The following is a 21,734-nucleotide window of genomic DNA, read 5'->3' on the forward strand; positions in this document are numbered from 1 at the left end:
ACGGTTGCGTTGTATTCACCGTCGAGGCGGGCAGCGCACCAAGGAGACAACCGATGGGCTTCGATCCGACCACCCTTCGCCGGGACGACTACGGGTTCTTCGGACCCGACTCCCCCAGCTGGAAGATCTGGACCGCGCCGACCGCGGTGATCGGCTTCCAGCGCGCGGTCGTCCTCGAACACTTCGACCCGTTCCTGACCGCGGCCGTCGCCGATTCGCAGGGCATCTACAGCAATCCGCGACAGCGCCTCGACCACACCTTCTCGTACTTCCTGCTCGCGGCGATCGCGGACGGGCGCACGGCGATTCAGGCCTCGGAGCACCTCATGCAGGTGCACGCGCCGATGACCGGCATCGAACCCATCACCGGGCAGCGGTACGCGGCGAACAGCCCCGAGACGCAGCTGTGGATTCACATCACCGGCTGGCATTCGGTGCTCAAGGCCTACGAGGTCTACGGGCCCGGCAAGCTCAGCCCGGAGGAAGAGCTGCGGTTCTGGGAAGAATGCGCCATCGCGGCCGAACTCCAGACCTGCAAGCCCGAGGATGTACCGCGCAACCGCGATGAGGTGCGCGCGTACTTCGAGCGGGTCAAGCCGCGACTGTGCACCTCGGTGCGCGCCGAAGAGGGTATGCATCACCTGCTGCGCACCTCACCGCGCAATGGCGCGGGCATCACCTACGCGCTGGGCAGCATCGTGCTCTCACTCACCACGGCGGCGCTCACCCCGATGTGGATGCGAAAGCTGGGGCGCTACAACGTGCCTCGCATCGTCGACCCGCTGGTGAAGATTCCGGCCAAGCTGGTGGTGTGGGCCTTCACACTGTTCGGATCGTTCGGGTTGATCAAGGCCGCGCCGTTCATCGCGCCGATGGCCGGGCAGATCCTGAAGCAGCACCTGTCCAAGGAACTGCCGACCACGTTGGAGACGATCACGCCCGCGCAGGCTCGGGAACGATACAGCCTGCGCGGCAAGCGAACTCAGGTCGCCGAAGCGAGCTGACATGCCTCAGGCGAGCAGTTTCGCCTTCAGAGCGGCGATGTCCGCGTCGGTGAGCTTCAGACCGTCGCGGACATAGTTGTCGAAGCTGCCGTAGGTCTGATTCGCCTGATCGAAGGCCGAATTCAGGGCGGCGGCATTGACGCCGTTGAGCGCGTCGGTGTCCGAGGCGCCGCGGTAGTAGTTCGACAGCAGGTAGTCGTAGGTGACGGTGTCACGGTCGACGCCCAGAATCGTCAGCAGCACAGCCGAAGTCCAGCCGGTGCGATCCTTGCCCGCGGTGCAGTGGAAGAGCACGGCACCCGGATTGTTCGCGATATCGCGGAGCACGTCCGCGAACCCCTCGTTCGCACCCGGGGCGGTGATGAAGGCACGGTACAGATCCGTTCCCGCCATCAGGGTGGACATCATGACCTGCGGCGGGGCCTGGCCGATGATGTCGTTGTGGTACTCGGTCGCCCCGGCGGGCACCTTGTCCACGCCCATGAGCTGCTGTTCCATCGAAGTGCGCAGATCGTGCACGGACTTCACGTTCCGCGCGGCCAGATCGGCGAGATCGGAATCGGTGGCCTTGGTCAGCTCACCGGTGCGGTACACCAGGCCGGTGCGCACGGTGTGGCCGTCGACGGTCTTGTAGCCGCCCGCGTCCCGGGCGTTCACCACGCCCTGCAGATTCAGCGATCGGGCGGCGGTATCGAGCACCACATTGCCGGTGGTGGCGGGCGGCTGCACGGCCACCGGGGCGGGCTGATCGGCGAAGGCCACCGCCGGGAGCGAGCCGAAGGACAGCGCGGAGGCCAGCACCAGCGAAGCGCCGAGCACGCGGGGTCGAATCATTGCAGAACTTCCCTTTCTCGAGTGCCCGGCGAAACCTGAACAGCCAGGCGGCAATCTAGGAGGCGGTCGCGGGAGCCTCGAATCGCGACAGCGCCAGCAGGCGCGAGATGGCGCGCAGATACTTCTTGCGGTAGCCGCCATCGAGCATTTCCTGCGAGAAAATCTGATCCAGCTTGGCCCCGGACACGGTGACCGGGGTGCCCGCGTCGTAGAGCCGGTCGGCCAGCACCACGATGCGCAGCGCGACCGCCTGATCGGTGACCGTGTGCACGCCGGAGATGTACACCGCGGACACACCGGAGATGAGCGCGTTGTACTTCGAGGGATGCAGCGTACTGAGATGCTTCAGCAGCGCGTCGAAGTCGTCGAGCGTGGATCCCGGTGTGTGGGAAGCCTTTTCGGCCAGCAGCTCGGGAGCGGTCGGCTCCGGGGCGGGCGGCAGATCACGGTGACGGTAGTCCGGACCGTCGACGCGAATGGGCTCGAACAGCGAACCCAGCTTCTTGATCTCGCGCAGGAAGTCCTGGGCGGCGAAACGACCCTCGCCCAGCTGACCCGGCAGCGTATTCGAGGTGGCCACGATGGACACCCCGCGCGCGGTCAGTTCGGCCAGCAGCCGGGACACCAGCATGGTGTCGCCCGGATCGTCGAGCTCGAATTCGTCGATGCACAGCACGCTGTTCGCGGCGAGCCGTTCGACGGTGTTGTTGAAGCCGAGCGCGCCGACGAGATTGGTCACCTCACCGAAGGTGCCGAACGACTTCGGACCGGGCACGCTGTGGAAGATCGAGGCCAGCAGGTGGGTCTTGCCCACGCCGAAGCCACCGTCCAGGTACAGGCCGATGCCGGACACCGGCTTCTTCTTACCGAACAGCGGCTTCTTCGCATTGGCCTTGTGCAGCTTGGTGACCTGATCGGCGAATAGCTCGGCCTTCAGCACCGCGGCAGCCTGCGACGGCTCCTTCGGATCCGGGATGTAGCTGGCGAAGCTCACCTCGTCGAAGGTCGGCGGGGGAACCATCTGCGCCACGAGCTGGTCTGCCGGAACCTCCGGATGGCGATCGACAAGGCGTTGTTGCACCGCCATAGCGTAGTTACGTGGTGGAATCGGTTCTCATGCAGCGTATGCCCAATGCGATCCAGCTCACAGAACTCGCCTTCGACGATCTGCTGGCGCTGTACGCGTACCCCGCCGGACCTGCGGAACCCTGGATCCGAGTGAATTTCGTGAGCAGTCTGGACGGCGCGGTCAGCGTGGACGGGCGCTCTGGCGGGCTCGGCACGCCCGCCGACAAGAAGGTGTTCCGGATCCTGCGCGATCTCGCCGATGTGGTGGTGGTCGGGGCGGGCACCGCACGGGCCGAGAATTACGGGGCGGCGCATACGGATTCGCGATTGCGGACGCGACTGCACCATCACGGCTTCGGCGGCGATCCGAACGGCGCGCCGCCGCGCATCGCGGTCGTCACCGCCACGGCCACACTGGACCCGGCCGGGCGGCTCTTCACCGATACGGGCGCGCGGCCGATCGTCCTGACGACCGCCGCCGCACCCGAGGACCGCAAACGGGCACTGCGCGATGCGGGCGGTGAGGTGATCGAAGCCGGGGACACCACCGTCACCGCGACCGGACTCCGCGACGCGCTCGAAAGACTCCATATGCGACGCGTGCTCTGCGAGGGCGGACCCGCGCTGTTCGGTGATCTCATCGTCGCCCAGGCCGTCGACGAACTGTGCCTGACACTGTCTCCCATGCTGGTCGCGGGGACGGAACGGCGAATCTCGATGTCCCCCAATGCCATGCCCACACCCATGACATGCCGCCATCTCATCTTCGACGAGGACGGCACGATCCTGACCCGCTGGACGCGCACGCACACCCTGTAGCTGAAACCGGCCGCGAGACCTGGCAGGCTGTACCGCATGCGCTGGACTCGGGCCGCTCTGCTGGCGTCGACACTTTCGATCCTGGTGACCACCGGCTGTGCCGCCGGGCCCTCGGATCGGCCCGCCGTTGCCGTGGAACGACCGCATCAGGGGATCAGCGAACCCACGACCGCGCCCACCGATAACGCGCCGCCGCCACCGGAGGTCCCCAAAACCGATCTGGCGTGGCACGACTGCACGGTGCCCACGTTCACCCTGCTGTCGCTGGGCGCACCGCCCACCGGGCTCATTCTCGAATGCGCGGAGTACTCGACGCAGGTCGATATCGCCGGAGCCGTGGGCGGCAACTTCCGCAACGCGGCCATGCGGGCGCGATACGACCGCACGCCCAAGGATGTCGCGCCGCTGGTGCTGACCTCCGGATCGGATCGGTCCTCCACCGCCACGCTCGCCTCGCTGGCGGCCGGGCCGTCCGGATCACTGCTGGCCGCGCGGCCCATTGTGGCCATCGACCGGCGCGGGATCGGCAGTTCGCAGCCGGTCAGCTGTCTCACCAACGATATTCGGCGCACCATCGCCGATCAGGCCCAATTCACGCACGGCACAGCCGATCCCGTGGACGCGGTCGCCAAGGCCAGTCAGGACGCCACCATCGCGTGCCTGGACTTCCTCTCACCCGCACAGGGGACGTTCGACGCCGCGCACGCCGCGGACGATATCGAGCAGCTGCGCAAGCAGTGGCAGGTCGAGCACATCGCGGTGATGGGCACGGGCAGCGGTGCGACGGTCGCCATGAGCTACGCCCGCAAGTACGGCGACCACATCGCCCGGCTGGTGCTCGATTCGCCGCAGGCGGTCGGGCTGGACGCCATCGGGCGGGCCGAACAGCGGGTGCGCGGGGCCGAGGCGGCGCTCACCGCGTTCGCGGGCAAATGCGCGGCGCTGAAGTGTTCGCTCGGCGGTGATCCGCGCGCCGCCATCACCACGCTGGTGAACCGGGCGGGCAATGGCGAATTCGGCGATCTGTCCGCAGCCGCGCTCGTCACCACGCTCAACGGATTCCTCGGTGATCCACGCAATCAAGGCAATTCGGAGGTCACCGAATTCGCGGACGCGCTCTCGGCGCTGGGGCGCGGTGACCGCGGGCCGATCACACCGCTGGTGCAGCGGCAGACCACCGCCATCGCCAATGACGGCGAATACGTGAACCGGTGCAGCGACAATCACGAACCCGCCACCCCGGCGCGCGCCAAAGACCTTGCCACCCAATGGGGTGCGAAGTACCAGGTGTTCGGCAAGGTCGCGGCCATCGATCTGATGGCCTGCACCGCGTGGCCCGCACCCGCGGTCACCGCACTGCCGGACAAGTTCGACAAGCCGGTGCTGGTACTCGGCGGTGAAGCCGATCCGGTCGCCGGCGTCGACAGCCGACCGTCGGTCACCGGTGCGCTCGGCGCGGCCGGAGCGCGCACCGCGACCGTGGTCTGGCAGGGCTGGGGGCACCCCACGTTCGCGCATTCGGGCTGCGCCCAGCAAACCGTGACGGACTACCTCAAAGACGCCAAACTGCCCCAGGACGGGACCGCCTGCCCGGCATAGCGCACATCGGCAGCCCGCCTGACACCCGAATCGGAGCGCACCCGCACCCCGGATCGCCCTCCGACCGGCGGGTCCGCTCGAGCGCCACGGCACGACACAGGCGGGTCGGCACACGCGGGAGGGGGCTGTTCGGTGTACCGTGCCCGAGTGTTCCTTCGCCAGCTCGAGCCCCGCACCGCTCGCACCACCGCCGAGGTGCTGAACTTCGCTCTGTGGCCCTTCGCGGTGCTCACAGTGCTGAACCGGGTGTTCATCAAGGCCGTCAACGGGTACATCACCGATGACTTCCGGCCCGTGTACAACGCGTCGCTGGCGTTCCTGAACCACAAGGCGATCTACAACGCCAATTTCGACTCGACCGATCCGCACTATCTGTATCCGCCCAGTGGGACGCTGCTGATCTCTCCGCTCGCGATCGTCGATCCGGAGAAGTCGCGCTGGCTGTTCATCCTGGTGAACGCGGCGGCCATCATCCTGGCCGGATATCTGCTGCTGCGGTTGTTCAACTACAGCATCTCCTCGGTGGCCGCGCCCGCACTGCTGCTGGCCATGTTCGCCTCCGAGACGGTGACCAATACGCTCGTCTTCACCAATATCAACGGCTGTCTGCTGCTGGCCATGGTGGTGTTCATCCACCTGATCCTGCAGCGCAAAGACCTGTGGGCCGGTGTGGCATTGGGGTTGACGATCGCGGTCAAGGGGCCATTGTTCGCACCGCTGCTGCTGATTCCGCTCATGCGCGGACAATGGAAGGTGTTCATCACCTCGCTGGGTGTACCGGTGGTGCTGAACCTGCTGGCGTGGCCGCTGATCGTGGACTACAAGCAGTTCTGGTCGCATACGCTGCCGTACCTGGTCGAATCGCGGGATTACTTCAACAGCGCGATCGTCGGAAATGCCGGGTACTACGGGGTCGCGGGCTGGCTCACCTGGCTCATTCGCATCACCCTCGGCGTGCTGGTGCTGATCACGCTGTGGCTGCTGTACCGGTACTACCGCGAGGATGAGGTCTTCTTCATCTGCACCACCTCCGGCCTGCTCATCGCCGGTGTGCTGCTGCTCGGCTCGCTCGGCCAGATGTACTACTCGATGTTCCTGTTCCCCATGCTGATGACCGTGGTGCAACGCAATTCGCTGCTGCGCAACTGGCCGGCCTGGGTCGCGATCTTCGGATTCATGTCCTACGACAAGTGGCTCTCGGACCGCTGGCAGAGCATCGGCCGCTCGCTGGACTACCTGCGCGTCACCTTCGGCTGGGGTCTGCTGCTCATCGTGGCGTTCTGCGTGATCGGCGATCGCTACCTGGCCGCCAAGCGCGAAGGCCGCCTGCGGGACGGCCAGACCCTCGACCCGGCGTGGATGCATCCCGAATTGGAAGCCGACCCGGCGACCAACGGCCGCACCCGAATTCCGGAGCCCGTCACCACCTGATTCGGCCCCGCCAGCGCGCGAGGTATTAGCGTGGACCCCATGAGTTCCGACGCTGACACCTCGCTACCGGCTCCCCGCATCCAGCTCACCCCGCAGGAATGGCGCGCCAAGCTGAGCCCGGAGGAATACCAGGTGCTCCGCGAGGCGGGCACCGAACGCGCCTTCACCGGCGAATACACCGACACCGAAACCGAAGGCGTCTACGCCTGCCGCGCCTGCGGCTCCGAATTGTTCCGCAGCGGTGAGAAATTCCACTCGCATTGCGGCTGGCCGTCCTTCTTCGACCCGGCTGACTCCAACGCGGTCATCCTGCGCGCCGACAACTCCCTGGGCGCGTCCCGCGTCGAGGTGCTGTGCGCCAACTGCCACAGCCACCTCGGCCACGTCTTCGAGGGCGAGGGCTACCCGACGCCGACCGATAAGCGGTACTGCATCAACTCGATCTCGCTGCGCTTGGAGCCCGCCGACGGGTCTGCCGACTGATCTGCCGGATGTGATCACTCACCCGCGGTCGCCGGACCGCAGGGTGTAGTCGGCTGTATCGGGGTGCCGCATCATGTTTCGGTGCCGGTCCGGGGTCCAGGGCCAGAGTTCGGGGGTGCCATCCGGGCCCAGATACCAACTGTCGCAACCCGATGCCCATACGGTGCCCGGCATCGCCTCGCGGATGGCCGCATTGAAGTCGTCCGTGGCCTGCTGTTTCGGCTCGACGGAGTCGAATTCGCGTGTGCTCCAACGCTGAATCCAGCCCAGAATGTGGTCGGCTTGGGATTCGGCGATGGCGGTCAGGGCGTAGTTGCCGACGGGGCTGTGCGGGCCGATGAGGGTGAACAGGTTCGGGAAACCCGGGATGGTGACCGTCTGGAAACCGCGCGGGGTTTCGGCCCAGGCCCGGTCGATGGTCATGCCATCGCGGCCGGTCAGCTTCATCGGCCGCATGAAGGCGTGTGCGTCGAATCCCGTCGCGTAGACCAGGACGTCGAGTTCGTGCAGGTCACCGTCGACGGTCACCACGCCGCGAGGCTCGATGTGATCGATGGCGGCGGTGACGATCCGCACGTCGTCGCGGTTCACGGCGGTGAAGAAGCCGGAGGAGATGATCAGGCGCTTGCACATGGGGTCGAAATCGGGGGTGAGCGCGGCGCGCAATTCGCCGTCCCGGATGCGCAACAGGCTTATCCGGCACAGGGTTTCGATGAAATCGCGGCGCTGACCCGGTTCGATCAGGGCCACCGCGAACCATTCGAACACCCCGCGCAGGAGTCGGTAGGAGACCTTGTTCAGGACGGGCAGCCCGCGGTACAGCGCCGATCCGGCGCGCGAGTACCGGAAGTTCGGGATGGGCAGCACCCAGTGCGGCGTGCGCTGGAACATATCCACGTGCGCGGCGTCGCCCGCGAGGGCGCTGACGATCTGCACACCCGTCGAACCGGTGCCGATCACGCCGATGCGCTTGCCGGACAACGGGACCGAGTGATCCCAGCGTGCGCTGTGGAAGCTCGCTCCCGCGAACGTCTCCATACCGGTGATGTGCGGGAGGCGCGGATGGTGCAGCAGACCCGTTGCGGTGATGACGAAATCGGCGCTGTCGCTGTCGCCGTTCGCGGTGGTGAGTGACCAGCGGCCGTCCTGGAATTCCGCCGCGGTCACCTCGGTGCCGAATCGGGTGCGGGCGGGCAGGCCGTATTCGCTTGCGACACGGGCGAAATAGGCGTCGATCTCCGGACCCGGGGAGAAGAAGTGGCTCCAGCCGGGGTTCGGCGCGAAGGTGAACTGATAGAACCGTGACGGCACATCGCAGGAGAGTCCGGGATAGGTGTTGTCCCGCCAGGTGCCGCCGCCGCGCTCGGCCTTCTCGTAGATGGTGAGGTCATCGAATCCGTTGCGCAGCAGGGTGATCGCCATGCAGATGCCGGACATGCCCGCGCCGATGATGACCACGCGCGGCTGCCGCGTCATCGTGATGCCCCGTTCGCGACGGCAGCATCGCGCACCAGTTCGCGGATCGCGGGCAGCCGGGCCAGCAGCGGATCGGTCCAGGCGAGCACGCTGCGCAGGGCCAAGAGCGCGGGCACGTACGCGGGCGCGGAGACGGTGCGGTGGCGGCTCTCGATACCCCGCACGATCGCCGCCGCCGCGTGGCCGACCGGTACCGGGCGACCCGCGAAACCGAGACGTTCGAGTAATTGGTTGAGCCCCGGCTCATTTCGCATGCGCGCCACCATCGGGGTGTCGATCGCGCCGAAATACGCGGTGCCGACGGCGATCCCGGTATCCGCGAGTTCCATGCGCAGTGCCCGGGTGAACTGTTCGACCCCGGCCTTGCTCGCGGCGTAGGCGGGCATCGTCGGACAGGGAATGACCGCGGCAATGGAGGAGATGGCCAGGACATAGCCTCGGCGCTCGCGCACGAAAGGCAGTGCGGCGCGGACGGTTCGCCACACGCCCAGCAGATTGATGTCGATGACCCGTTCGAACTCCGCCGGATCGATCGACTCGACCGTGGCCCCCGGCCCGGAGATGCCCGCGTTGGCGACGATCGCGTCGATACCGCCGAAGTGATCCGCCACCGCGGCCATCGCGACCGTCAGCGATGCGGTATCGGTGACATCGGCGACGCACGCCGCCGACAGTATTCCCAGCTCGGATTCCATTGCCCGCACGGATTTTTCGTCACGATCGAGCAATCCCACCCGGATGCCGCGGGTGACCAGCAGACGCGCGGTCTGCGCACCGATACCGCTCCCCGCGCCGGTGATGACCACGACACGGCCACCCGGCTCCTGATTCGACTCCATTGTCATATCTAGACGCTATGGTCCGCGATCCGGCCGGAGCCAGGATCGCGACGGCCAGCCTTTGATACATTCGGCCAGTGGCCCGGCCGTCATGGGACTTTCCCCGCTCCCCCGCCGCCCTGCGCGGCCTGCTCGCCACGGCGGCGGTGCACGGGGCGACCACGGCGGAGTGCCTGCGCGGCACCGGACTCGACATCACCGTGCTCGATATCGATCAGCTGATCCGCGCCGACCAGGAATTGGCGGTGGCCCGCAATCTGCTGGTCCGGCTCGGCGATCACCCCGGCCTCGGGGTCGAGGCCGGGCTGCACTACAACCTCACCAGCATGGGCATGCTGGGCTACGCCATGCTGTCCAGCCGCACGGTGCGCGAGGCCATCACGGTCGGAATCGACTATCTCGCACTGTCTTCGGCGTTCGTGCGGTTCGATCTGGCCGAGGCGGACGATCAGGCCGTGCTGACCATCGATGACAGTGAGATACCCGCGGATATCCGCCCGTTCCTCGTCGAACGCGATCTGGCCTCGGTATTACAGGTCGCGTTCGTCTCCTTCAGTTCCGTGCTGCCGATCGAAAGCCTCAGCGTGGCACTGCGTCTCGACGCACAGCGGTGCGCGCGCCTGACCGAATACAGCGGCGGGCTGATGCGCGCCACCCCGGACACCGCGGTGACCCGAATTCGATTCGCGCGCACGCTCCTCGACCAACCGCTGTCCGGGGCGGACGAGGAAACCCTGCGGGCCTGCCTGCGACAGTGCGAGAGCATTCTCGACGGGCGGCGCAGGCGCAGCGGGTTATCGGCGGTCGTGCGGGCGCGGCTGCTCGCGGATCCCCGTGCGATGCCCTCGATCGCGGGGCTGGCCGAGGAATTGGGATTGTCGCAGCGCACGCTGCGCCGTCGCCTCATCGATGAGCAGACCTCGTATCGGGCACTGGTGGACGAGGTTCGCGAGGGGCTGGCCATGGAACTGCTCACCACCACCCAGTTGTCGATCGAGCAGATCGCGCATCGGCTCGGCTACTCCGAGACCGCGGCGTTCACCCACGCGTTCGCACGCTGGCGCGGTGCTCCCCCGGGTAGTTTCCGGCGGTAGTCACGGCACGAAAAAGACCGGCGGACACATCATGTCCGCCGGTCTCGGGAGTTGTCAGTTCTGCGGGGTGCAGCTGTAGCGGGGGTGGCCGTTCAGGGCGTCGGCGAACCATTCGGGGCGGATGGCCTGGCCGATCGAGGCGCGGTCGGGGACGCGCAGGCACCAGTTGGGGCCGGAGCCGCCCTGGGGGGCGTATTCGCTGGCGAAGGCGCGGGACATGGCGTCATCGGACTGCATCAGGGTCCGGCAGGCGGACTCGTCGGCATCGGCGCGGCCGTAGCAGCTGAACCAGGCGGTGGAGTACTTCACCGACATGGCGGGGGATTTCACATTGCGGGGGACGCCGAGCCAGTTGATGGAATCGCCGTGGCTGCCGCTCTGGATATCGATCCACTGCTGTGCGACATCGGTTTTCGCGTTCAGCATGTCGCGGTAGCGGTCGGCGGTGCCGAAGGGGCCGTCGGTCGGATTGAACAGGGACTGATAGAAGTTGGTGAGGCCGTAGGTGGACAGGCCGGGGATGTCGAAATCGGCGGTCTGCATTTGGACGGGGACGTCGGAGCCCATCATCTGGAAACCCGACATCAGCGAGGCCGAGGAGACGCGCGGCAGCGGGCGGCCGTCGAAGCCGTGACCCTTGCGCTGCCAGTCCAGATAGCTGGAAACGCCTACCGCGCCGATGGATTGGCCGTAGACATTGATGTGGTCAACGTCCATGAGGTCGATCCACGGGTTCACCTGATTGGCACCGACCGGCGCGTACGCGGGATTCGAGCGCACCAGTCGGGGCACCATCAGAATATTGGCGGCCTCGTTATTGAGATCGACGACCGGAATGATGTCCTGACCCGCGACCCAGCGAATGCCGTCCTGCGCCGACCAGCAGGTCGACGGGGCGAAACAGTCGGGGACGGTGAACTGGGGCAGGAACATGTCCAGCAGGGTGCCGGGGCTGTCCGGCTGACCGACCTGGGCCAGCGAGACGCCGATGAAGCCGTCGCGCACATACGATTCGGTGTACATGGCGATGTGGTTCATCGTCTCGGCCGCACCGGGCATACCGTAGGCGACCGGGAATTTCCGGCCGGAACCCTCCGCGCCCTCGGGCAGCCACACCATCGCCGACATGGGGATGCCGCGCGAACCGATGATCTGAATCTTGTGCACGTCACCGAGTTTGAAATCCGCGCCCGCGGTATCGCCGGGAACACATGCCCCGGAACGGGTTTCGTAGAACACGCTGCCGTCGGAATTCAGGCACGGGTAGCGGAACTTGGCGGTCATGAACGCGGGATTGTCGTAGACGTCATCGAGCGCCACATCGGAGGTGGGCGATGACGGATTGTCCGCCAATCCGAAATTGCCGTCATGATTCCAATCGGGCAGGTAATCCGGATGCGGCGGGAAATTGATTCCGAACGCCTCCAGATGCGCGATCAGATCCCATGCCTTCTGCGCCGCGACCAGAATCTTGTGCTGGGAATCGGGGCCGCTGTAGGTATCGGGATTCGCCAGATCCGCGAAGCCGCCCTGCCAGTTTCCGGTGATATCGGTGATGCCCGCGCGAACCAGATAATCGACCATGCCGGGCGTCTTCAAATCCCGGGCTGTTCCGCCGAAAATACCGCTGACCAGGTCGGACAGCTGCGTCATCAGATAGGAGTTATCCGGATTCGGATCGGGCGGCGGTGCGGGCTCGGCCGAAGCCATCGCGCCACCCGCGGCCACCAGCGACAATGCCGTGGCAACGATCATGGTTGCCTTCACCAAGCGACGCACCTGCCGCACCCGATCCTCCTGTGGTCGAACAACATTCACCCGGGTGTCGTCGAAATTCCCGTCGCATGACGGTAAGGCGTGGAATTCGGGCGCAGAAGGACATCTACTGCCATCGAATTGACAGTTCGCGCCCGAGAACTACCGGGTGAATGGCCGCCTCAGTTCGGGCGCAGGCGTTTCTTGGCCGATTGCGCCAGCTTCAGGCCGCTCGGGGCGATGGTGAGGGCGGTGTAGATGATCGCGGGTTTCACGGAGAAGCGTTCGCGCAGGGCGAGGCGGACCTGTGCGCGGGCGGCTTTCGCATCGGAGATGGAAAGGGCTTGGCGGGCGCGGCCCATGGCCTGGTGGAAACGGATCTCGCTGAGCTTGTGCAGGGCTGTCGAGCGCACGGCGGGGTCGTCGGTCAGCTCGGCGATGCGGGTGAACGCCAGTTGGACGCTGTCCTGGTAGACCTGGAATACGGCGGGGTCCTCGGGGACGCGGTAGCCCGCCAGTGGTTCGGGGAGTACCCGAATATCGTTGCCCCGGGCGAGCATTCGCGCGAAAAGCAGCAGACCTTCGACGGTCGGCACATCGGTGGCGTAGCCGCCGGCGGCGTTCCAGGCGGCCGCTCGGATGGCAGCCGAATAGTAGAGAACCGAACCGGCCACGAATTCGGCGAGGGTGACAGGGTGATCGACGCCGGGCTCGGCGGTGACGCCGCCTTCGCTTCGGAAGGTGGTCGGGGTCGTTTCGCCCGCATCGGTGAAACCGACCGCGTCCACGGCTACGACATCGACCCCCGGGTGCGCCTGAAGGACGCCGTGCGTGCGTTCACAGAACGTCGGCATCAGCTTGTGGTTGGCGCGCACCACGGTGTGGATCTCGCCGGTCGCCAAGCCCGCGGCTTGATTCACGCCCGCGCCGAAACCCGGAGCCTCGGACTGCGCCAAGCGGATTCGGTCATCGCCGTACTTGTCGACCACCGGCTGGGCGGTGCCGGATTCGTCGACGACGATCAACTCCCACTCCGGGAAGGTCTGCTCCCGGATCGATTCGATCAAGTCGATCAGCGGCGACTCGGGTCCGTCGACCACGGTCAGAATGCTGAACACGGGCTGAGTCATTGTGTGAATCCCCATCTTTCGATCACCGACCGACCCAGCCAATCAGATCGAAAAAGCCCTTCGGCGCGTCGCGATCCGACGCGCCGAAGGGCCCTGGCGCTAATGCGTCAACTCGAACCCGCTGCGCTTGCACCCCTCGGACAACGCAATGAGCTGGTCGCAGGAACCCTATGGGGCGTATGCGGTTCCGTGCATGCCCCAAATTTTCTGGGCAGGCGGCGAGCTAGCTCACGGTTACCGGTGAAACGGTGCTTACGGGAGGGCGGCGATCAACTGCTCGACCTCGACGCGCGGGCCGGTGAAGAACGGAATCTCCTCGCGCACATGCAACCTCGCCTCGGTGGCGCGCAGTTCGCGCATGAGATCCACGATGCGATGCAGTTCGGGAGCCTCGAAGGCCAGGATCCACTCGTAGTCGCCCAGGGCGAACGAGGCGACGGTATTGGCGCGCACGTCCGGGAACTCGCGGGCGGCCTTACCGTGGTCGGCCAGCATCTTGCGACGCTCCTCATCGGGGAGCAGGTACCACTCGTACGAACGCACGAACGGGTAGACGCAGATGTAGTTGCCCGGATCCTCGCCCGCCAGGAACGCGGGGATATGGCTCTTGTTGAACTCGGCGGGGCGATGCAGCGCGGCATTGCTCCACACCGGATTGCTCACCGAACCCAGCTCGGTGACCCGGCGGAAATCGGCGTACGCGGCCTGCAACTCCTCGATCTTCTCGGCGTGCCACCAGATCATGAAATCGGCGTCGGCGCGCATACCGGCCACATCGTAGATACCGCGCACCACCACACCGCGCTCTTCCAGCGAATCGAAGAAGGCGCGGGCCTCCTTGATGGCGGCCGCCCGATCCTCACCCAGCACGCCGGGTTCCACCTGGAACACCGAGAACATGAGGTAGCGGATGGTGTCGTTGAGGGACTTGTAGTCGAGTCGCGCCATGACCCCATCGTGCCATTCGGCTTTCCGGATGACAGCGGCGGACCCGGTGGGCTATTTCACGCTCGCGGCCCAGGAGGCGATGAGGCGGCGCAGGCCGTCGCGGAACGGCTCGACGTCGACTATGGCTTCGGATACCTCGTTCAAATGCCCTGACAGCAGTGGGTATTCGTCGGGGTCCAGGGCCGCGAGGGTCGAACGGGTGCGCAGTTGAACGGCTTTCGTATCCCGGTGCTCCACCATCGCGGCGCAACCGAGGGTGAACAGGTACATCTCTCGATACGCTTGCAGCGCTCGGGGCAGGGTAAGACCCAGTGAAAGATTGTCGGCCACTTGCGGTTCCGTCAGACGGGCGAGCAGGCGGGGGCCGAGCAGCGGACGGGATCCGCGGAACAGCACCAGACCCGGATGGGCGGCGATCAGGGTGTACCAGGCGACGAAACGCTCCTCGGTGGCCCGCGCCCACTCCCCCGACCCCGGGGCGATAGCGGGCAGGTCCGCTGCCAGATGATCGGCGAGCAGATCCAGCAGGCCGAGGAAATCGCCGCCACCGCGGCGCACCACGGTCGTATGCGACACCCCCAGATAGGTGGCGATGGCGCGGAAACTGAGCTGGGCCGCACCGCTGCTCTCGATGATCGCCAATCCGGCGCGCGCGATCGCCTCCGGGGTCGCGTCTTCGAGCGACTTCGAGGTCCTGGGCATGCGAACAGCGTAAGTTACAGTGTAATTATCCCCGGCATCGGCCCCGACGCGTGTCGCGCACCCCCTCCGGCCTCGACCGGTAACAGCCCCGAACCGAACAGCGAAGGAAGTGCAGTGCATCCGACTTACGCCGACGTGAAGGCGGCCAGCGACCGCATCTCCGGGCATATCCGCCCCGTGATCCTCACCCCGGCCGAAACCACCGACGGCATCCAACTCCGGCTGGCGCTGGAACATCTGCAATACGCGGGGAGCTTCAAGGCTCGCGGTGCGGCCAATTTCCTACTCGCGCACCGGGAACGAGGAACCCTGCCGCGAGTGGGGGTCACCATCGCCTCGGGCGGCAATGCGGGCGTGGCCTGCGCCTGGGCCGCCCAGATGGTCGACTCCGCCGCCACGGTATTCCTGCCCAACTCCGCACCGGCGGTCAAACTGGCCCGGCTCCGGACGCTCGGCGCGCAGGTCTTGCGCGGCGGCGACTCCTACGCGGACGCGGCCATCGAATGCGAGCGATACGCCGCGACCACCGGAGCATTGCGCTCCCACGCCTATGACGATCCGTACATCGCGGCGGGTGCGGGCACACTGCTGGAGGAGATCGTCACCCAGATGCCCGATCTCGACACCGTTGTCGTCGCGGTCGGCGGTGGCGGACTCTTCACCGGGGTGGCGACGGCCGCCGCGCACCACGGCATTCGGGTGGTCGCGGTCGAACCGGAGAACTGCCGCGCCTTCAATGCGGGGCTCGCAGCCGGGCATCCGGTGGACGTACCGATCGACTCCGTCGCCGCCGATTCCCTCGGCGCGCGCCGCACCTCGGAGATGGCCTTGTCAGCGGCTCAATCCGCGGACACCGTCTCCGTGCTGGTGACCGACGCTCAGATCATCGCCGCACGCCAATCCCTGTGGGACAACCGCAGGCTCGCCGTGGAGCACGCGGCGGGAACCGCCTTGGCCGCACTGCATTCCGGCATCTACACCCCGGAACCAGGCGAACGAATCGCCGTAGTCATCTGCGGAGCCAACACCGACCCCACCGACCTCGTCACCCCGTAACCGTCGGCCCGAATCCCGCCGCTCAGGTCTCCCGCGCCAGCTTGCGCGCGGGACCCGCTGCAACTCCACGAATCGGAGCGGGGCGGATCTGCGCGCGACAGAGTGAGAATGGCCGACGCGGCCGGAATTCCTTATCTGCACGCCGCTCTCGCACGCGGGAGCGGCGTTCTTCCTGCCCGTGGTGCTGCTCGGCGGGCAGTGTTGGGGCGTCAGGCGAGGGATGCGTGGATTCGGGCAGCCGCCGCGGTGCCGGAAGCCGCGCAGGCGGGTACTCCGACACCATCGAGATAGGCACCGGCCAGGGCCAGGCCGGCGAGATCGGCTGTGGCGGAACGTAGGTCGGCTACACGGGCGGTGTGACCGGGAGCGTACTGCGGTAGGCCACCGCGCCAGCGTTGCACCACGGCGCTCAGGGGTCGGATGTTCGCGCCGGTGACCGTCGTGAGGTCGTCGACTGCGGCTTGAATCAGTTCGGCGTCCTGCCACGCGAGTAGCGAGTCGTCCCCGAAGCGGCCGAAGGAGGCACGGACCAGGGCCACATCGCGGGCGGCCAGATGCGGCCACTTGCGGCTGGAGAGGGTGAAAGCCTTGGCACGCAAGGGTTCACCCGTCGCCACCAGGATGCCGGAGTTGTCAGGGAGTTCGGTGGCAGCGGGCAGGGCCATCGCCACCACGGCCGAGGAGGCCAGCTCGATACCGGCGGCGATCTCGGCGGCGTCGGGAGCGATGTCACGCAGTAGGGCGGCGGTCACCGGGGCCGGGGTGGCCAGCACCACGGCATCAACCGCACCGATCGGGTCGAGCTGCCAACCCGCACCCGCGCGCGTGAGCCGCGTTGCGGCGGTACCGGTTTCGACCTTCACATCGGCGGCGGCCTCGAGCGCATCCAAGAGTGCTCGGTAACCGTCGCGGATACCGCCGAATACCGGGGTGGTGGATGGGGGCGGGAGGGCCTCGCGCACAGCCTGAGTGAGACTCCGCGCACCGGCATCCAGTGCGGCGGCGAGAGTCGGCAGGGCGGCACGGACGCCGATCGAATCGGCGGTTCCGGCATAGACGCCACCGAGCAGTGGATCGACACTGCGGCGCACCACCTGCTCGCCGAAACGGTCCGCGACCAGTGAGCCGACGGAGATATCCGCACCACGCTCCCAGTGCAGCGGCCTGCTGGGCTCGGCGGCGACACGGGCCATGGTCTCCGCATCGACCAGACCGGCAAGGGACTCGGAGCTGGCGGGGATACCCATCAGGGTGTTGCCGGGCAGCGGGTGAGCGGTACCACCGGACCACACCAGGGGGCGTTTACCGGCGGGGTGGACCAGTTGATCCTCGATGCCCAATTCGCGCATGAGCGCGGGGATTTCGGGGCGGCGGCCTACGAATGCCTCCGCGCCCAGGTCTACCGGGTCGCCTTCGATGTCCGTGGTGTGGAGGATGCCGCCGAGGCGGTCTCGCTGATCGATGAGGATCAGGTCGGCTGAGGTGCCCAGGGACTGGCGCAGTCTGTAGGCGGTTACCAAGCCGCTGATTCCGCCGCCGACTATTGCGATCCGCATCGATCACTCCTTTCCATGTTGAAGTTACTCCGGGGGTGGGGAGCGGGTTTGTACCCGGGGCCTTCGTAGCGGACCAACCCTCGGAGCCTCCGCTTCCAGCGGCGTTCGGCAGATGGCCACGAATTTTCGGAGTGGTTGCGTCGCCTGCCGTACCCGGCTTTACCCCACCGGCTGAGAATCCACCTCGCGTTCCAGCGTGGCTGGCTGGCCGTGGTCACGTCTCGAGACCACAACACCAAACCCTCGATTTGGGGTGTTGGGTTTGAAAGTGACCGGGGCCGTTCAGCCGGGCTGGGAGGTGAGGTGGGTTCCGGGGGTGAGGGGTAAAGCGGGGTACGGCAGGCGGGGTTCCCACTCCGAAAAATCGTGGCGCTCTTCCGAACCCCGCTGGACGGCGGGGTGTGGGCATGGGTTTGCTACGAAGGCCCCGGGACCATGCCGGGTGACCCCGGAAGGCTAATGCCTGGTCAGGGAAGAGTTGCGGCGGTTGAGCCACTGCTTGAGGCGGTCTCGCTCGCGTTTGTTGCGGGCTTGGATTCGCGCTACGGCAGCGGTCATCGCCTCGTCGGGGTGGTGCCGGTGATTCACCTGCGGTGTTGCGGTGGGGTCCATGTGGTGGGGGGCGATCCAGCCGGTGCGGCCCGGGAAAGCGCTGTCCGCACCGAGTTTCACGGTCTTCCAGCCGTCGGGGCCGTCTTTGACCAGTGTGTGGCAGGCATCGCAGGCGAGGGTGAGGTTGTCGATATCGGTGGCTCCACCCTTGGCCCATTCGGTGACGTGGTGCACCGCCACCAGCGTGGCGGGCGCGCTGCAACCCGGGCGGGTGCAACCCCGCTCGGTGGCGGTCAGCGCCAAACGCTGTGCCTTGCTTGCCAATCGGTGCGCCTCGACGCGGCCGAAGTGGAGCGGCATGCCGTGCGAATCCAGGACCGCGAGGTAGTTGTCGACGTGGTTGGCGTTGGCGATCAGCCGCATGGCTTCGGGGATGGAGAGGGTGCCTCCGGCCGCGGTGGTCGCGATGCCGGTGCCCTTCTCCACATCGGCGGCGCTCATGGTCAGGATCGTTCCGACCGGAACACCCCGATGCGTACCCAGCTTGGAGGCATCGAGTTCCAGGCGCAGAAACGCAAGCAGCGCATCGTGATTGCGCTGTGCCGCGGTGCGGGTGTCCCGCTTGGCGGCTGCCTCCAGTGCGTCACGATCCACCGGTCCGGCGGTGTTGGGGCTCTCCGGATCCTCGGGGTTGCACATGCCCGGGCGCGCGTACTTCGCGAGCAGTGGATCGACCAGGGCACGCAGTTCGGGGGTGATCTCACCGCACAGCGGGGTCATGCCATCCACCCGTTCGGTTCCCAGAGTCACCCCGCGCTTGCGCTGCCGGTCGGCATCGGTGTTGAGCCGACCATCCGGATCCACGCGAGCCAACAGCGCTTCGCCGAGCGGGCGCACATCGTCGGGCCAGCCGGTGGCGGCGTATTCGGTGAGCGAAGCCTCGGCGCGTTCACGAAGTTCGATAGCGGTGCTGCCCGGCAGCCGATCCATCACGTGCACGATCCGGCGCACAGCATCCACCGACATCACACCGGCCCGCTGGGCCTCGGCCAGCATCGGGAACTCGGGCTCGAGCTCTTCACCCAGCTGGCGTCGCACACCGATCTTGGCGGCCAGGTTGACCCGGCCGTAGGCGTCCGCGCGGGAAAGCCGCAGCGCCCCCTCCAGGAAACGAGCCGGGGAGCTGACGCCCACGGTCTCATGCAACTTGCGGCGGACGGTTTCGGTGGCGAACTGGACCTTGAGCGCGTCGAGCCGCCGCAGCTCGGTCTCGACTTCCCGCATCACGCTGGTGAATTCGTCATCCGACAAAGGAATCAGCTGGGATTCCAGCAGCCCGTCAACCGCCGCGCGCAACGCGTGCACGCTGGCGGCGACCTCTGCGGTGAATCCCCCTGATTCCATACCACAATTTTACCGCGATAAAACAGACCCCGAAAGGTTAATTCTATTGTGATGCAATCCTTTTCAGAAGGATCGGCATTTACAACGGCATAGGCAAACTGTGAATCAATTTGACCGCCTCGGTAATTGCCGTCGGATCGGTATTCGGCAACACCCCATGCCCCAAATTGAAGATATGTCCCTTGGCTCCCAACGTAATTGCCTCATCCGCTTCCCGAGCGATCCGAAGAATCTCCGACTCGATAGCCGCCGACCCCGCGAACAACACGGCCGGATCCAGGTTGCCCTGCAACGCTTTTCCGGGCCCGACCCGCCGCACGGCGTCATTGAGCGGAATCCGCCAGTCCACACCGACCACGTCGGCCCCGGCTTCGCCCATGGCGCTCAACAGCTCTCCGGTACCCACGCCGAAGTGGATGCGCGGAATCCCCGCCGACGCCACCTCCGCGAACACCCGCTGCGAATGCGGGAACACGTACTCCCGGTACTGGGCGAGCGTCAGCGCACCCGCCCACGAGTCGAACAGCTGCACCGCGTCCACCCCGGCCGCGATCTGCGCCTGCAGGAACTCGATGGTGATATCGGTCAGCACGCCCAGCAGCTCATGCCAGGTCTCCGGATCGGCGAGCATCATCGCCTTGGTGCGCTCGTGGTTCTTGCTCGGCCCGCCCTCCACCAGATAGGAGGCCAGGGTGAACGGCGCGCCCGCGAAACCGATCAGCGGTACCTCGCCGAGTGCGTCGAGCAGCAGCCCGATACCGGCGGTCACCGCGCCCACCTCTTCGGCGCGCAGGCGGGGCAGGGCCCGCACGTCGGCGACGGTGCGCACCGGATTCGCGACCACCGGGCCGACCCCGGGCACGATGTCCAGATCGATCCCGGCCGCCTTCAGCGGAACCACGATGTCCGAGAACAGGATTGCCGCGTCGACATCGTGTCGCCGGATCGGCTGCATGGTGATCTCGCACACCAGTTCCGGATCGAAGCATGATTCGAGCATGCCGATACCGGCGCGCAGTTCGCGGTACTCCGGCAGCGAACGCCCTGCCTGGCGCATGAACCACACCGGACGACGATGCGGCACACCACCCGAGGCGGCTACTAGAAGGGGCGCGTCGGTCAGCTGGCGGCGGATGTGAGTGCTCATCACCGCTCATCGTAAAGGCCCCGGGCGGCGCGCCTCTCACTACACCGCGCCGGGTAGGTCTACCGTCCTCATACGTGACACCGCTCGACTTCCGCGACGGCGCCGCACCGACCCCAGAGCCAGAAGAACCCATCGGGTTCCGTGCCGCGGTCGATGCGATGGGAACCGCAACCGTGCATCCTCGGATCGAGCTAGCTCCGATCCGCCCGCCGCAGCGCTTGGCGCCGTACTCCTACGCACTAGGTGCGGAAGTCACACGGCCCGATACGAATGTGGTTCCCGTCGACTCCGACGGGGACGCCTTCGGGCGGCTCATCCTGCTGCACGACCCGGACGGGCAGGAAGCCTGGCACGGGGTGTTCCGGTTGGTCGCCTATATACAGGCCGATATCGATTCCGCGCTCGCTGCCGATCCGCTGCTGCCCGAGGTGGCGTGGAGCTGGCTGGTGGACGCGCTCGAATCGCGCACCCCGTTCACCGCGCTGGGCGGCACCGTCACCTCCACCTCCTCGGTGCGGTACGGCGATATCGCGGGACCGCCGCGCGCGCATCAACTCGAACTGCGGGCCTCCTGGACCGTCGGCGACAGTGAGATGCGCTCGCATGTGGAAGCCTTCTGCGAGGTCCTCGCCTACGCCGCCGGACTGCCGCCCGCGGGCGTTACCCGGCTGGATGTCCGGCACGACGACGGCGATTCCGACTAGTCCCGTACGAGAACACCTGTACCGCAACGAAATCGATCCGGGGCCATTACGATTCCCAACAGCCCGGCCCCGAGTCGAGGTCCACCGTTTCGCCGACGTGACGCGGATCGCCCCTGTCCTACCCGTAGAGTTC

General features: G+C 66.6%; 19 protein-coding genes. 8 read left to right on the forward strand and 11 right to left on the reverse strand.

Translation table 11 applies throughout. The features are described from left to right. The first annotated feature begins 53 nt into the window (after nucleotides 1–53). The gene (locus ACFC0O_RS05150; protein ID WP_375953975.1) at nucleotides 54–1,004 is read left to right on the forward strand and encodes an oxygenase MpaB family protein; all 951 of its coding nucleotides are present in this window, start codon (nucleotides 54–56) and stop codon (nucleotides 1,002–1,004) included. Nucleotides 1,005–1,010: 6 nt separating this feature from the next. On the opposite strand, the gene ACFC0O_RS05155 is transcribed toward ACFC0O_RS05150, so the two are convergent. Beyond that, nucleotides 1,011–1,838, reverse strand: coding sequence for a tyrosine-protein phosphatase (locus ACFC0O_RS05155; protein WP_375953977.1), 828 nt, complete (start codon nucleotides 1,836–1,838; stop codon nucleotides 1,011–1,013). A gap of 55 nt (nucleotides 1,839–1,893) precedes the next feature. Beyond that, a complete protein-coding gene (gene zapE, locus ACFC0O_RS05160) occupies nucleotides 1,894–2,919 on the reverse strand; it encodes a cell division protein ZapE (protein WP_375953979.1) in 1,026 nt (341 codons plus the stop codon). Nucleotides 2,920–2,954: 35 nt separating this feature from the next. Between zapE and ACFC0O_RS05165 the strand changes: the two genes are divergently transcribed. The 4 genes from ACFC0O_RS05165 (at nucleotide 2,955) to msrB (ending at nucleotide 7,238) form a co-directional block, all read left to right on the forward strand. Then, complete coding sequence (locus ACFC0O_RS05165; protein WP_375955951.1) at nucleotides 2,955–3,725, forward strand: pyrimidine reductase family protein; 771 nt, start codon at nucleotides 2,955–2,957, stop codon at nucleotides 3,723–3,725. A 36-nt stretch (nucleotides 3,726–3,761) separates the two neighbouring features. After that, a complete protein-coding gene (locus tag ACFC0O_RS05170; protein ID WP_375953981.1) occupies nucleotides 3,762–5,324 on the forward strand; it encodes an alpha/beta hydrolase in 1,563 nt (520 codons plus the stop codon). Nucleotides 5,325–5,471: 147 nt separating this feature from the next. After that, on the forward strand, nucleotides 5,472–6,755 hold the full coding sequence (locus ACFC0O_RS05175; protein ID WP_375953983.1) for a glycosyltransferase family 87 protein: 1,284 nt from the start codon (nucleotides 5,472–5,474) through the stop codon (nucleotides 6,753–6,755). 39 nt (nucleotides 6,756–6,794) lie between these two features. Next, nucleotides 6,795–7,238 carry a peptide-methionine (R)-S-oxide reductase MsrB gene (gene msrB, locus ACFC0O_RS05180; RefSeq protein ID WP_375953985.1) on the forward strand — a complete coding sequence of 148 codons (444 nt, stop codon included), beginning with the start codon at nucleotides 6,795–6,797 and terminating at the stop codon, nucleotides 7,236–7,238. Nucleotides 7,239–7,256: 18 nt separating this feature from the next. On the opposite strand, the gene ACFC0O_RS05185 is transcribed toward msrB, so the two are convergent. Together ACFC0O_RS05185 and ACFC0O_RS05190 are read right to left on the reverse strand one after the other, a co-directional pair. After that, a complete protein-coding gene (locus ACFC0O_RS05185; protein ID WP_375953986.1) occupies nucleotides 7,257–8,714 on the reverse strand; it encodes a flavin-containing monooxygenase in 1,458 nt (485 codons plus the stop codon). Next, nucleotides 8,711–9,559, reverse strand: coding sequence for a short-chain dehydrogenase/reductase (locus ACFC0O_RS05190; protein WP_375953988.1), 849 nt, complete (start codon nucleotides 9,557–9,559; stop codon nucleotides 8,711–8,713). The genes ACFC0O_RS05185 and ACFC0O_RS05190 overlap by 4 nt, the downstream gene beginning before the upstream one ends. 71 nt (nucleotides 9,560–9,630) lie before the next feature. Between ACFC0O_RS05190 and ACFC0O_RS05195 the strand changes: the two genes are divergently transcribed. Then, nucleotides 9,631–10,647, forward strand: a complete 1,017-nt coding sequence (locus ACFC0O_RS05195; protein WP_375953989.1) for an AraC family transcriptional regulator ligand-binding domain-containing protein — start codon at nucleotides 9,631–9,633, stop codon at nucleotides 10,645–10,647. 54 nt (nucleotides 10,648–10,701) lie between these two features. Here ACFC0O_RS05195 and ACFC0O_RS05200 read toward each other — a convergent pair whose 3' ends face one another. The 4 genes from ACFC0O_RS05200 to ACFC0O_RS05215 form a co-directional block, all read right to left on the reverse strand. Next, nucleotides 10,702–12,435 (reverse strand): hypothetical protein, encoded by a 1,734-nt coding sequence (locus ACFC0O_RS05200; protein ID WP_375953991.1) that lies wholly within the window; start codon nucleotides 12,433–12,435, stop codon nucleotides 10,702–10,704. A gap of 149 nt (nucleotides 12,436–12,584) precedes the next feature. Continuing rightward, the gene (locus ACFC0O_RS05205) at nucleotides 12,585–13,532 is read right to left on the reverse strand and encodes a glycosyltransferase family 2 protein (protein WP_375953993.1); all 948 of its coding nucleotides are present in this window, start codon (nucleotides 13,530–13,532) and stop codon (nucleotides 12,585–12,587) included. A gap of 252 nt (nucleotides 13,533–13,784) precedes the next feature. Continuing rightward, the gene (gene hemQ / locus ACFC0O_RS05210) at nucleotides 13,785–14,480 is read right to left on the reverse strand and encodes a hydrogen peroxide-dependent heme synthase (protein WP_364631756.1); all 696 of its coding nucleotides are present in this window, start codon (nucleotides 14,478–14,480) and stop codon (nucleotides 13,785–13,787) included. A gap of 51 nt (nucleotides 14,481–14,531) precedes the next feature. Continuing rightward, nucleotides 14,532–15,182, reverse strand: coding sequence for a TetR/AcrR family transcriptional regulator C-terminal domain-containing protein (locus tag ACFC0O_RS05215; protein ID WP_375953994.1), 651 nt, complete (start codon nucleotides 15,180–15,182; stop codon nucleotides 14,532–14,534). A 114-nt stretch (nucleotides 15,183–15,296) separates the two neighbouring features. Here ACFC0O_RS05215 and ACFC0O_RS05220 point away from each other — a divergent pair, with 114 nt between their 5' ends. Then, on the forward strand, nucleotides 15,297–16,238 hold the full coding sequence (locus ACFC0O_RS05220) for a threonine/serine dehydratase (RefSeq protein ID WP_364631750.1): 942 nt from the start codon (nucleotides 15,297–15,299) through the stop codon (nucleotides 16,236–16,238). Nucleotides 16,239–16,447: 209 nt separating this feature from the next. Here the strand turns inward: ACFC0O_RS05220 and ACFC0O_RS05225 are convergent, their stop codons facing one another. The 3 genes from ACFC0O_RS05225 to hemE form a co-directional block, all read right to left on the reverse strand. Further along, the gene (locus ACFC0O_RS05225; protein ID WP_375953996.1) at nucleotides 16,448–17,794 is read right to left on the reverse strand and encodes a protoporphyrinogen oxidase; all 1,347 of its coding nucleotides are present in this window, start codon (nucleotides 17,792–17,794) and stop codon (nucleotides 16,448–16,450) included. A gap of 456 nt (nucleotides 17,795–18,250) precedes the next feature. Next, nucleotides 18,251–19,750 (reverse strand): DUF222 domain-containing protein, encoded by a 1,500-nt coding sequence (locus tag ACFC0O_RS05230; RefSeq protein ID WP_375953998.1) that lies wholly within the window; start codon nucleotides 19,748–19,750, stop codon nucleotides 18,251–18,253. 79 nt (nucleotides 19,751–19,829) lie between these two features. Next, a complete protein-coding gene (gene hemE / locus ACFC0O_RS05235) occupies nucleotides 19,830–20,897 on the reverse strand; it encodes a uroporphyrinogen decarboxylase (protein WP_375954000.1) in 1,068 nt (355 codons plus the stop codon). Between the two features lie 74 nt (nucleotides 20,898–20,971). Here hemE and ACFC0O_RS05240 point away from each other — a divergent pair, with 74 nt between their 5' ends. Beyond that, nucleotides 20,972–21,601: a DUF3000 domain-containing protein gene (locus tag ACFC0O_RS05240; RefSeq protein WP_364631738.1), complete on the forward strand. Its 630-nt coding sequence runs from the start codon at nucleotides 20,972–20,974 to the stop codon at nucleotides 21,599–21,601. Nucleotides 21,602–21,734 lie beyond the last annotated feature (133 nt).

This window comes from Nocardia sp. NPDC056100 (genome assembly GCF_042266325.1).
In the GTDB taxonomy this organism is placed as follows: domain Bacteria; phylum Actinomycetota; class Actinomycetes; order Mycobacteriales; family Mycobacteriaceae; genus Nocardia.